The organism is Arthrobacter sp. NPDC056727 (assembly GCF_042790555.1).
In the GTDB taxonomy this organism is placed as follows: Bacteria; Actinomycetota; Actinomycetes; order Actinomycetales; family Micrococcaceae; genus Arthrobacter.
The window spans coordinates 1-11,870 of the sequence record NZ_JBHTZA010000005.1 but is presented as its reverse complement, the minus strand read 5'-3'; the positions used below and the strand labels follow the sequence as shown (position 1 = coordinate 11,870).

General features: G+C 67.0%; 13 protein-coding genes. 6 read left to right on the top strand and 7 right to left on the bottom strand.

Going from position 1 to position 11,870, the window contains the following annotated elements; all coding sequences use genetic code 11:
* Positions 1–111 precede the first annotated feature (111 nt).
* From ACFRAH_RS06405 to ACFRAH_RS06375, 7 genes are all read right to left on the bottom strand, one after another.
* Positions 112–1,458 carry a ParB/RepB/Spo0J family partition protein gene (locus ACFRAH_RS06405; RefSeq protein ID WP_377990072.1) on the bottom strand — a complete coding sequence of 449 codons (1,347 nt, stop codon included), beginning with the start codon at positions 1,456–1,458 and terminating at the stop codon, positions 112–114.
* Between the two features lie 517 nt (positions 1,459–1,975).
* Positions 1,976–2,236, bottom strand: coding sequence for a hypothetical protein (locus tag ACFRAH_RS06400; protein ID WP_377990071.1), 261 nt, complete (start codon positions 2,234–2,236; stop codon positions 1,976–1,978).
* 249 nt (positions 2,237–2,485) lie between these two features.
* Complete coding sequence (gene dprA, locus ACFRAH_RS06395; protein ID WP_377990070.1) at positions 2,486–3,394, bottom strand: DNA-processing protein DprA; 909 nt, start codon at positions 3,392–3,394, stop codon at positions 2,486–2,488.
* Positions 3,395–4,011: 617 nt separating this feature from the next.
* Positions 4,012–4,161 (bottom strand): hypothetical protein, encoded by a 150-nt coding sequence (locus ACFRAH_RS06390; protein ID WP_377990069.1) that lies wholly within the window; start codon positions 4,159–4,161, stop codon positions 4,012–4,014.
* Between the two features lie 187 nt (positions 4,162–4,348).
* A complete protein-coding gene (locus ACFRAH_RS06385; RefSeq protein WP_377990068.1) occupies positions 4,349–5,329 on the bottom strand; it encodes a DUF4192 family protein in 981 nt (326 codons plus the stop codon).
* Between the two features lie 583 nt (positions 5,330–5,912).
* Complete coding sequence (locus tag ACFRAH_RS06380; RefSeq protein ID WP_377990067.1) at positions 5,913–6,263, bottom strand: hypothetical protein; 351 nt, start codon at positions 6,261–6,263, stop codon at positions 5,913–5,915.
* Positions 6,264–6,341: 78 nt separating this feature from the next.
* Positions 6,342–6,773, bottom strand: coding sequence for a hypothetical protein (locus tag ACFRAH_RS06375; protein WP_377990066.1), 432 nt, complete (start codon positions 6,771–6,773; stop codon positions 6,342–6,344).
* Between the two features lie 652 nt (positions 6,774–7,425).
* Between ACFRAH_RS06375 and ACFRAH_RS06370 the strand changes: the two genes are divergently transcribed.
* From ACFRAH_RS06370 to ACFRAH_RS06345, 6 genes are all read left to right on the top strand, one after another.
* On the top strand, positions 7,426–8,100 hold the full coding sequence (locus ACFRAH_RS06370) for a helicase associated domain-containing protein (protein ID WP_377990065.1): 675 nt from the start codon (positions 7,426–7,428) through the stop codon (positions 8,098–8,100).
* 449 nt (positions 8,101–8,549) lie between these two features.
* Positions 8,550–8,981, top strand: a complete 432-nt coding sequence (locus ACFRAH_RS06365; protein WP_377990064.1) for a LexA family protein — start codon at positions 8,550–8,552, stop codon at positions 8,979–8,981.
* Positions 8,982–9,013: 32 nt separating this feature from the next.
* Entirely contained in the window at positions 9,014–10,312 is a 1,299-nt protein-coding gene (locus ACFRAH_RS06360) for a Y-family DNA polymerase (RefSeq protein WP_377990063.1), read from the top strand.
* A 44-nt stretch (positions 10,313–10,356) separates the two neighbouring features.
* A complete protein-coding gene (locus ACFRAH_RS06355) occupies positions 10,357–10,683 on the top strand; it encodes a hypothetical protein (protein WP_377990062.1) in 327 nt (108 codons plus the stop codon).
* 7 nt (positions 10,684–10,690) lie between these two features.
* Positions 10,691–11,083: a hypothetical protein gene (locus ACFRAH_RS06350; RefSeq protein ID WP_377990061.1), complete on the top strand. Its 393-nt coding sequence runs from the start codon at positions 10,691–10,693 to the stop codon at positions 11,081–11,083.
* 208 nt (positions 11,084–11,291) lie between these two features.
* Positions 11,292–11,576 carry a hypothetical protein gene (locus ACFRAH_RS06345; RefSeq protein ID WP_377990060.1) on the top strand — a complete coding sequence of 95 codons (285 nt, stop codon included), beginning with the start codon at positions 11,292–11,294 and terminating at the stop codon, positions 11,574–11,576.
* Positions 11,577–11,870 lie beyond the last annotated feature (294 nt).

The following is an 11,870-nucleotide window of genomic DNA, read 5'->3' as shown; positions in this document are numbered from 1 at the left end:
CTGGGCGGCGGACCGCCCGAATTCTGAAAGGTACCAGGACCGCCCTTTCTGGCGTGGCTGGGGCCTGTGCCGGGCGGGGTTCGAGGTCCGCCACCCGGCACAGGTCATGGTCTATCCGGCCGTCTCTGTCTTTTCGCCGCTGTCTATGATGATGCGTTCGGTCTCAGATGCTGTGTATCCCCATGCGATCAGTTGGTTCAGGTAGTCCCGGTGGGTTTGGCTGGGTGAGCGCCACGAGTCTTTGTGGATGGTCTTTTCGTACCCTGCGCAGATCAGCGCGATCAGTGCGAACTCGGGCCGTGTGGTGGTCTTGGCGACATGGTCCCTGAGTGGGTTCCACGCCCACCGGTTGGATTCTTCGAACTTCGCCCCCACCATTTCAGCCGCAACCTCGCCCTCGTAGCCACTGGCGGTTTCGGGGTGGTGGGTGATCGCGTGGACGGTGAAGTACTGCCAGCCCTTGGGGGCCTGCTTCTTGGCCAGCAGGTTCTTGACCCATTCACGCCGGACCACGGTTGCGGACTGCATCAGCTTGTTGTTCTCGATCAGGGTCTTCCGTTCGGCCTTCTGCTCCTCCGTCATCGGCCCTTTCGGAGCCGATGAGGTGCCGTAGCCGCTGTAGTAGCGCAGCGTGAAGCCCAGGTCTTTCCAGCCGGTGACCACGGGGACGGCGGAGTGCCCGCCCCGGTAGTCCGTCTCGATGTAGACGGCGTTTCCGTCCTCGTCTGTGGCTGGTTCCCCGTCTGCCCTTTTCAGGGAGGTGACGCGGAGGGTTTCGCTGTCCTCCCCGTAGCCGCATTCGGGCACGACAATCGTTCCGGCGGCTTCCAGCTCGGCGGTGAGGGCGGCCAGAGCGGCGGCGCGGTCGCGCTTGTCGCGCAGCTGCTGGGTAACGTGCAGGAGCATGTCGGGTTCGTCCATGATGACCGACTCGAGCTCAGCCGTGGCTTCCTCGTCTGACTCGAATTCAGCGAGGATCAGGGCTTCTTCGATGGTGTATCCCTTGCCCAGGGCGGCGGCTCCGGTGTCGGTGGACTTGGCTTTGAGAGCGGACTCGACGGTGGTCTTGGTCCGTCCGGTCTTCTTGGCGATCGCGGCGGCCGGGACGCCGATCAGGGACAGCTGGTGGTAGGCGTCGGCCTCGTCCGCTTCGGTCAGTTCGGCGCGCTGGATGTTCTCCACCACCTGGGTGACGATGCGTTCGGCTTCCTCGGGGGACTCGATGATCATCACCGGGATCAGGGGCCGTGCGGCTTCGACGGCGGCGCGGGTGCGGCGCTGGCCCATCAGGACGTGCACGGCCCCCTCGTCCTTGCGGTGGGCGATGACCGGTTCCATCACGCCGTGCTCTTTGATGCTGGCGATGAAATCGGGGGTCAGGGCTGCGTCCTTCCGGACGTTGATGTCGATGGTTAGGGTTGCCGGGTCGAGCATTTCGAGCGTGGGTGTTGCGTTCATGGTTTTGTCCTTGCAGAGACGTGGGGTGTGGGGCGGCCCGGGTGACCGGCCAGCTCCCCTTTTCCCCCCGTTGTTTTTTGGCTGCTGGCGGAGCTTCGCGGAGCTGTGGCCGACGGAGGCCTGTCCACCCTTGGGCAAGGACCGTGGAATCTGCGGAGGAAATAAGCGACGCAGGAGCGCCGGAGCCGGTTCCACGGTCCGCAGGCCCCGGTGGAGCCTGCGGAACCGGGGCTCGACAGGCCGGAGCGGACACGTACACTCCGTAGGACAGCAGCCAAAAAACGTCGTAGACAAGAAAGGGCCAGGGACGGCGGAGCTCTGCGGAGCCGGCACTGGACCCACAGCCGGCCACGGAGCTTGCGGAGTGGACGCCCGATCCCTGGTTGAAGCGCAGCGCACACCAGGACGAGCCGCCGCAGGCATGCGTTTTGGACGCGCAGGAGGACCGGCGCCCCAGGGTTGCCGGTCCTCCTGCAGTCAATCTTCATGACGGCCCCCGAGGGCCACTTTTTTGCTTCTAGTGTTGGAGGAAGCTGATGAGTTCGAGGATGGTGGAGACTATCCCGGCGATCACGATGGCTGCGCCTACAACCTCGAGGGTTCGGCCGCCTCTTTGTTGGGTGTCATGCAGGGCTTTTCCGAGGGCGAAAATGCCGACACCACCGATCATCATGGCCGGGCCCCAGTGGTCCGGTACGAACAAGCCGCCCGCGACCACGAGCAGGACTCCGGTCCAGGCGAGGTTCCGCGCGTTCCGCCACTTCTTTGCTTCGGTCAAACGATCAGCTCTTTCCGCAGCTGGTGTGTTCATCGGTTTCATTTGCCGGTTCTCTTCCTTTGTCGTCTTGTGCATCGTATCCGGCCCCACCGACACGCTGACGGGTGCGGCCGCCGGCGGCAGCCTTCCAACAGCGGCAGTCAGGCGTTATTGGCGGTCCGCCGCCGGCAACCACGCACCCGGCCAGGCCAGGCGGCGGCGGACCGCCCGCGGTGACCGGCCCCGAAGGACCGGCCACCCCCGGTGGGTCTAGCTGGCGAGCAGTTCTGTCAGTTCGGCCGCGTCGGACACCAGCACCGCCCCGCCGTCCCTGAGGAGCCTGTGGCATCCTGCGGAGTTGGCGCTGTGGACACTGCCGGGTACGGCCGCGACATGCCGGGCGATGGTTTCAGCGTGGTGGGCGGTGTTCAGCGCACCGGAGCGCCAGCGTGCTTCGACTATGCAGGTGACCCCGGCGAGGGCTGCGATGATGCGGTTCCTCTGCAGGAAACGGTGCCGGGTGGGGGCGGATCCCGGGGGCAGCTCGGAAAGCGTCAGACCGGTGGCGCGAATGGCGGCGGCGAGGTCGGCGTTGCCTGACGGGTAGTCGCGGTCCAGGCCTCCGGCGAGGACGGCGATGGTGGCCGGGCCGTCGCCGGTGGCTCCGGCCAGTGCGGCGCGGTGGGCGTGGGCGTCGATGCCGTAGGCGAGTCCTGCGATGATGCAGATGCCGCGCTGGGCCAGGGTGTGGGCGATGTCGGCGGTCACGGCCGCGCCGTAGCTCGTGCAGTCCCGGGAGCCGGCCAGTGCGACGCAGCTGGACGGGTCCGGGATCCCATTCCCGATGTTGCCCCGGTACCAGAGGCCCAGGGGCGCGTCCGGGAGGTCGTCCAGGCCGGTTGGCCAGTGCTCATCGCCGGGGATCAGGAACCCGCCGCCCAGGCGTTCGATGGTGGCCAGATCCTTTTCCGGGTCCAGATCAGGTACCCGTGGCGCCCAGCGCTTCAACGCCTCGGCCAGTTCCTCGCCCGTCACGTCCGGAAGGGTGTGGGCGGGTTGGGCGCCGGTGGCCAGCCGCAGAGCGGCGTACGCGCCGAGCCTGCCCACAAGAGTCCGCCCGACGGTGTCGTGGGGTTCGAACAGGCGGGTCAGGGCTGCGCGTGCAATGCGATCGTTCATGGTTTTGTCCTTGCAGAGACGTGGGGGTGTGGGGCGGCCTAAGGTGACCGGCCAGCTCCCCGTCTCCCCCGTTGTTTTTTGGCTGCTGGCGGAGCTTGCGGAGCTGTGCCCGGGGAGGCCTATCTACCCTTGGGCAAGGGCGGGGAAGTTTGCGAAGGAAATAAGCGACGCAGGAGCGCCGGAGCAAAGTTTCCCGCCCGCGGGCCCCGGAGGAACGGAGGGGCTGGATCGGCCTGCACGGGTACGTACAATCCGAAGGACAGCAGCCAAAAAACGTCGTAGACAAGACAAGACAGGGCCGGGGACGGCGGAGCTCTGCGGAGCCGGCACTGGACCCCACAGCCGGCCGCGCCAGCGGACGCCCGTCAGCTGGCCGAAGCGCAGCGAAGGTCAGGGGCCGTCTTTACATGGGCGAAGGGGCCCATACGATGCGGTCGGAACTGAATCCTCTCCATCGACCGTGCGTCCACGGCGGCCCCTTCTCACCGGCACAGTACACCGAAGCAGTGGTTTGGTGAACCCTGGCGGGGACACACGAAGAGCCGGCGCATTGTGCCGGCTCTTCGTGTTTCCTCTGCAAGGGAATCTATGGGCGCAGCGCCTTCGCTGCGTCGGCCTTAGAAGTTGTGGTGTTCCTGGGCGTGTGCCGTGTCCACGGGGCCGGTCTTTTCGCCGGCCGTGAGCAGCTGCAACTCAATGATGTCCTCGGCCAGGCTGGCGTCAGCGCCCGGTCTGTCGTCGTCGGTCAAGATGTATTCGGTTCCCACGGCGTCCCTCCCGTTTGTGGCGTCTGTGCCCACTGTAGTCCGGGACTCTGCGCGTTGACTGGGTGTGTGGCTGCGCCCGCGCCAGCGTCATCGGCGGCCGGAGGAGCGCCAGCGGGGGAGGCCGCCCCGCCACCAGCAAGGCCGGGACGGATCCCTTCGAAGGTGATCCGTCCCGGCCTCGACTGTCCTAGATCAGGCGGCGCTGGTAGGACGTGCCCCGATCGCGGGCGACGTCTGCGACGGCTCCGCGGTTGATGAGTTCCCGCAGCAGCACGGCGAGCCGGAAGCCAGAGACGTCCTCGGTGGCCAGTTTCAAGTAGCGGTCCGCCTGGGTTCCGCGGCCTTTGAGCCATTCCAGCCAGCCCATCAGGGCCAGCATGGGGGCGCGCTGCCCAGTGGGTACGACCTTCATCAGGTCAAAGGCGACAGCTTCGGCGCGGTCGATGCGGTCCCAGTCGGGGCGGCCGGTGAACTTTCCGGTGAGGGTGTCACCAAAGCTGCCGTTGTGCGTGGTGATGGTCTCGCGGAACAGGTAGTCGCGGATGTGGCGGTGCTGGAATGCTGCAGCCAGCTGGCGGGCGGTTTCCTTCTCCGGTGTATCTTCGCCGTCCAGTGCGGCCGCCCATGTCCGGCATGCGGCGTCCAGGTCCTCGTCTGTGCCTTCCGGCGCCTGCACCGGAAGCGCCCACGTGCCCAGCAGTTCCGGGTTGTAGAGGTCGATATCGGGGCCGGATCCGAAATAGGTCAAGGTGACGTTGGCGTTGCTGTCGCGGATTACATCGAGTGAGTTCTTCTCCGTGGTCCCGTAGGTCGCCCAGTACGTGCCCGTCACCAGCAGGACCTTGCGGACGGGCATCCGCGCGGTGGCCAGCTCGTTGCTGAGTGCGAGGACGTGAGCGGCGTAGGGGAAGCCGTAGGTGGGTTTCTCGTCGGTGTAAACGATCACGTAGCTGCCCGTTGCCTTCTCGTCGTTGGCCGCGTAGGTCGCCATCATTTGGGCGTAATGCAGTGGTGCGGCCTCCGCCGGTGCGTCCATGCGCAGGGTTGCCCCCAGGGAGCCCAAACGTGCCGTCAGCACGACAAAGGACTCCTTGGGCTGGTTGCCCAGCAGGTGCGGGACGGTGGCGAGAAGGTCAGCGGATCCGGTGATGGTCAGTTTTTCAGTCATGGTTCTTGTCCTTGCAGAGACGTGGGGGTGTGGGGCGGCCTAAGGTGACCGGCCAGCTCCCCTTCTTCCCCCGTTGTTTTTTGGCCGCTGGCGGAGCTTGCGGAGCTGTGCCCGTGGAGGCCGATCTACCCTTGGGCAAGGGCGGGAGAGTTTGCGAAAGGAAATAAGCGACGCAGGAGCGCCGGAGCAAAGTCTTCCGCCCGCGGGCCCCGGAGGAACGACAGGGGCTGGATCGGCCTGCACGGGTACTTACAATCCGAAGGACAGCAGCCAAAAAACGTCGTAGACAAGACAGGGCCGGGGACGGCGGAGCTCTGCGGAGCCGGCACTGGACCCCACAGCCGGCCACGGAGCGAAGCGGAGTGGACGCCCATTCGGGTGTGAGCCCTGCGAGCATGCTTTTCCTCCCGGCCGCCACCGCCGCCCAGGGCAAGCCAGCTGCAGAGGCCTGCCGCCGGCGCCAGCTGCCCACCGCCCTGGTTGTTGCGGATGGCGGTCCGCCGCCGGCGACCACCAGCGCAAGCCGGCCACGGCGGCGGACCGCCCGCGGTGACCGGCCCCGAAAGCCCGGCCACCGGCGGCCCTATTCGCGGCGGTCGTGGAGCGGGACGGCTCCGTAGTGTCCGGCCGCGCGGCGGAAGCGGGCGTCACTGCTGAAGATGAACGTGCCGCCGAACATGTACCACGGGGCTGGTTCACCAGCCGGGGCGACCGGCTCGGCGTGGACCACGGTCTCCCGGTGGAAGTGCTCGTTTTTGACGAGCCGGACGGCGGGCCGTTCCTCGGTGGCCTCGAATATCGGGTCGATGCTCTCACCGATGACGGTGACTTCCATGACACGGTCGGAGATGCCCCGGTTTGAGAAGTCCGTGCCCAGGGTATCGCGGTAGATCAGGGCGGTGATGCCTTTGGGTGCGGTGGTGTCGTTGCTCATGTGCTGGCTCCTTTGAAGTCGTGTGGGTGCTGTACTGCCCGGCCCGTGGCCGGGCAGTACAGCGGTTGGTGGTGCTGGTTAGGCGGCATCCCGCACGACGTAGGGAATCCGGTACCGGCTGGGTAGCTCGGCGGCGGCCTCCGGCAGGTCGGCCGGGCCTTGGGCCTGCCCGTTCCTCCAGTGGAAGAACGCCTGTTCGGTGATGGCGTCGTAAAGGCGGGCTTTTGTCCGGTAGTAGGTGCAGGTCACGTCGCCTTCGCAGTAGGTGGCGATGCCGAACAGGTTGCCGATGCTGTCAGCGGTGCGGGTCGCGGCGACCATGATGTAGGGCCATTGGCCCAGGTCCCAGCCGTCACAGCCCCAGCTGGGAATCACTGCCCAGCCGTGCTCTTCAATCAGTTCCATCCAGTCGTAGCCGCCGTTTATGTGGTAATCGCCCAGCACGGTCACGCCGTCGATGGTTTCCCCGGTGTCGGCGAGGGTCACGGTCTTCTTGCTTACTGCGTTCATGGTTTTTGTCCTTGCAGAGACGTGGGGGTGTGGGGCGGTACTGGTGACCGGCCAGCTTCCCTTCTCCCCGTTGTTTTTTGGCTGCTGGCGGAGCTTGCGGAGCTGTGGCCGACGGAGGCCTGTCGACCCTTGGGCAAGGACCGTGGAATCTGCGGAGGAAATAAGCGACGCAGGAGCGCCGGAGCCGATTCCACGGGCCGCAGGCCCCGGTGGAGCCTGCGGAACCGGGGCTCGACAGGCCGGAGCGGACACGTACAATCCCTTGGGACAGCAGCCAAAAAACGTCGTAGACAAGACAGGGCCGGGGACGGCGGAGCCCTGCGGAGCCGGCACTGGACCCCACAGCCGGCCACGGAGCTTGCGGAGTGGACGCCCTTAGGGGTGCGAGCCCCGCGAGCATGCCGTATTCCCAGCAAACGGCTAACCGACTCCCAAGGTGTTCTGGCCTTTCTCCAAGGTTGGCGAGACAGAGTGGTCTCATCCCCCGCTGGGACGCAGCATTGGACAAAGCCTGCAGCCCGGAAACCGGGGCCGGACTGTTTCCCCATGCAGCCGGCCCCGGCTGGAAGGGCCTTCCAGGACGCCGCCACGAGTTGATTGAGACCGCGGCCCTTCCGCAACCACGGGCCCGGCCGGGTGGCAGGATGGTGCCGTGACGACCAGGCGGCATACTGCGGCTCCGAACGCGGAGTGGGTGCTGATGTACCGGGGTGGGCTGACCCGTCCCCGGATCGCCGCGCTCACCAGAGCCCCCGCCAAGACCATCGGCTACCACCTGGCCATCGCTCTGGCCGCCGACCCCGGGCTCCAGGCAGCCCACGAGCAGGCCGCAAGTCAATCGCCCGCGCAGGTGAGCATGCAGGGGCTCGCGCGGGTGCGCCAGCTCGTGGCCCTGGTCCAGGAAACCGGCCACTATCCTTCCCGCACCGCCAGCGCGGCCGAGGAGCGGACCTTGGCCACGTGGCTTGAGCGGCGCCGCCACGACGCCGCGGCCGGGACCCTCGCACCGGCGTACCGCGACGGGCTGGCCATCCTCCCGGGCTGGCAACGGCCACCAAGGCCTGTGGCCGACGAGGCCAGATGGCGGGACCGGCTCGGCGCCCTGGTCCGATACCGGGCGGCCGGGAACGACTGGCCCCGCCACAAGGCGGTTGCGGTGGGGGAAGAGCACGAGCTCGGGGTGTGGCTGCACGCCCAGCGCCAAAAGGCACGTCGCGGTGACCTCGCCCCGGCCAAGGCACAGGCGCTCGACGAGGCGCTGCCGGGCTGGCGCGCCGGCCGGCAGCGCGGCCGCAAACCCGGGAACGGCAACGGCGCCGGTGGCTGACCCATCTGGCCGGACATCGCGTAACGCTCCGGGTTAACGTCCAGTCCGCGATGACTCGCGTCTGGCCTGAACAGCCGGACGTCCGGCACTTCCTGTCTATGAGGACTGTCCATGCCCGCGCTGCCATGAGCTACTCCCCCGGACTCCGCCCACACCGCCGTTGAGCCACTGGGTTGCCTCGGTGACCAGCCGCACACGGGATGCGCTGCGCCCAGGCGACGTCTCTCCTGTCCACGGTTGGGGGCAATTCGGGTTATCCACGGCTGGATTCCCGGGAGCCATGGAGAGAGCTCCCGCCGGCCGCCGCAGTGGTGGATAACCCGATTCGAATTGTCCCCGGTTGTGGGCAGGACGCACCCGGAAGCGCCCTCAGCCCGGGAGGGGGCGCAAAGTGTCAGTGCCGGGGTCTACACTAAAGAATCGAATATATGTTCGAATAAAGGTGTGTCGTGGGCGTTATCATTGGTCCCCGCGTGGTAGACGCGGGCGTGTCGTTGTTGTCGGTGCTGGTGGCCCCGATACCGGTCGCGGCGGGGTACCCGTCGCCGGCCCAGGACTACTTTGATGGCCGGATCGACCTGAACGAACACCTGATCAAGGACATCACCAGCACCTACGTGGTGCGGGTGACCGGAGAATCAATGGAGGGTGCCGGGATCAGCGACGGCGACGAGCTGATCGTGAACCGGGCGCTGGAGCCGCGCGACGGGTGCGTGGTCGTCGCAGTCCTGGACGGGGAACTGACGATCAAGCGGCTGCGCATCACACCGGACGGTGTGGTGCTGCAGGCAGAAAACCCCAAGTTCCCGGACATCCGGGTTCCGGCCCTGTCGGACCTGGTGATCTGGGGTGTGGCGACCAGGTGCCTGCACCATGTCTAACGCCAGCCATTTCATCAGACGGGAAAGCGGCCATGTCTAGGCCGGCGGTGATGCGGCGGATGCCGCAGATCGCGCACGTGGACGTGAACTGCTTCTATGCCTCCGCCGAGCGGGCGTTCAACCCGTCTCTGGAGGGCAGGCCTGTCATCGTACTGTCCAACAACGACGGATGCGCCGTCACCCGCTCCCCCGAAGCCAAAGCCCTCGGCATCGCCATGGGCGAGCCCTGGTTCAAGCTCGCCCCGCGGGCGAAGGAATGGGGCCTCGTGGCGCTCTCGAGCAACTACGAACTCTACGGGGACATCAGCGCCCGGGTGATGGAACTGCTGGGCCGGTACTCGGCCTGGCTGGAGGTCTACAGCATCGATGAAGCGTTCCTCGGCGTCAAAGGCACCCCGGCTGAGCTGCTCGCACTGGGCCGGGCCATGAAGGCCGCGGTCCGGCGGAACGTCGGCGTGCCCGTGTGCGTCGGGATCGCCCCGACGAAGACGCTGGCGAAACTGGCCAACAAATGGGCGAAAAACAACCCAGCGTTCGGCGGGGTGTGCCACTGGGACTCCATCCCCGCACCCGTGCGGGAGGGCCTGCTGGGGCGCCTGTCCGTCATGGAGATCTGGGGCGTCGCGGCCCGGCTGACCAAGCGGCTGAACGTGATGGGCATCTTCTCGGTCCTGGACCTGTGCCGGGCGGACCCGGTACTCATCCGGGACAGGTTCTCGGTCGTCATGATGCGCACCGTCCTGGAACTGCAGGGCACGCCCTGCATCCCCATGGAGGAAGAACGGATCGGACGGGACCAGCTGATCTTCTCCCGCTCATTCGCCAAACCCATCACCACAGGCGCCGCGATGCGGCAGGTCCTGAGCGTTTACGGCCAGCAGGCGTCGGCACGGCTGGGCAGGCACGGGCTGCAGGCCAAGGTCCTGACCGCGTTCGCCGGCACGTCCCACTACAACCAGAACGACACCTCCTACCCCTCCGTGTGCGTGCCGTTGCCGATGCCCACCGCGGACCCGGTGATCCTGACCAGGGCCGCGTACGCGCTCCTGCCCCGGATCGTCGAAGGGATCCGGTACGCTCGGGCCGGGATCATGGTCACCGACCTGCGCCCCACCGGCAACCAGGCACCACTGTCCCTGTTCGAAAACCCGCACGAGGAACGCCACATCGGAACCCTCCTCGAAGACGTCACCCGACGGTACGGCCGCGGCTCCATCGGACTGGGCCACGCCGGGATCAAAACCGGCCTCGACTGGACCATGAAACGCGGCATGCTCTCCCCCCGGTACACCACCCACTGGGACGAACTCCCCCTCGTCAAAGCCGCCTAAAACCACCAACGTCGCCACCCAGCACCACACGAAAGAACCACCACATGACAATCACCCCCGACGCGCCCACCCTGGACACGCACGCCCTGGACCTCCCCGTGGACGTCCGCTTCACCCCGGCCGGCACTCCCCTCGCCGTCCGCTACGACGGACGGATCTGGGCAGTCGCCGCCGAACCCGTGCACTGGTTCAGCCGCGACTCCTGGTGGGACACCCGCCGCACTGCCCCCCGCGGCATCGGAAACGTCGTCGACGTCGAACACTGGCGCATCCAGGTCCGCCTCGACTCCACGGCCCCGCTGCGGACCTTCGAGCTGCGCCGCGATCCCCTGTCCGAACAGTGGCTCTTGGCCACCATCACCGACGACTAGGCCAGGCGTGCAAGGATTTTCCGGCCCGGTCCCGGACGGGATGTGGACGGCACTGCGCCAGGAGTTCGGTCTGCCCTCCCTGGACGAGGTGCGTGCCCGGCTGAATGATTTGCCGGATCCGGAACCGGTGCTGCGGGCCCTGGTTCGGGTGTTCATCGGGGACGGGACGTTCTGCCCTGGCTTCCAGTTCCTGGCCGACGGGCAACTGGATCCCCGTGTGACGGCCCTGTTCAAAACGGCAATGGAGGCGAAAGTGCCGCACAACTACTTCGCCTTGTGGATGATGACCCCTGCCCGGGAGCTCGCCGGGGCCCGGCCGGTGGACCGGCTGAACGACACCGGCCGGCTCCTCAGGATCCTGCGGGCTGCCGCTGGGCTCGCATCTGTGGGGCGGCGGTAAGGGTTCACTTTCTCCCGGCTTCTGGTGCCGACACTGGCACCGTGGCCGCCATCGGCTCCGGGACCTAGTTGACGCCTGGCTCTGGCACGCCCACGGGGGCCCGAACGTGAACCTGTGAGCCTTTGAACTGCGGTTCGGACCGCTGACCGGGGAGTGCCTACTCGAGGCCATCACTGACAGTGAGGATGCCGGTGCGTAGTGTGGGGCCATGGGACTGATGTACGACGATCCGCGCCTGGCCGCACTGACCCTGCTGCGCATCGCCGCTGAGGAATCCGAAGGCCCCAATGAAATGACCGGCCACATGCACGCCGTCCTGGACGACCTCGTCCAGCGCAACGGGGCCTCGTACCTGGCCGAGCTGGCCATCGCCCTGGCCCGGACCGGGTTCATCGCCCTTGACGAACTCGCCAGGACGACCGGCAACAGCACCGCCGAACTGCTGGACGCCGTCGAGGTCGACACTCTCGAGGGCCTCGATGGGGACTGCTGAACACTCCCCCGGTGCCGGGCTTCCGGCGGGGCTTGCCCCGCCGGTGAAAGTCGCCCTCGCCCGGGCGGTCACCAAGATGCCCCGCGCACGGCCCGGGAACCTGCTGTACGAACCCAAATGGGACGGCTATAGGGCCCTGGTCATCCGGGACAATCACCGGGCGACCCTGTGGTCACGGCAGGGCAAAGAACTGACGAAGTATTCTGTCGGTGCTCAGTGCCACCCTACTGTCGTTTTGCCTGTTGAGAGCGCGGTGGCCGGTCCGCTACAGATGTCGCGCACCGCGTCTTAAGC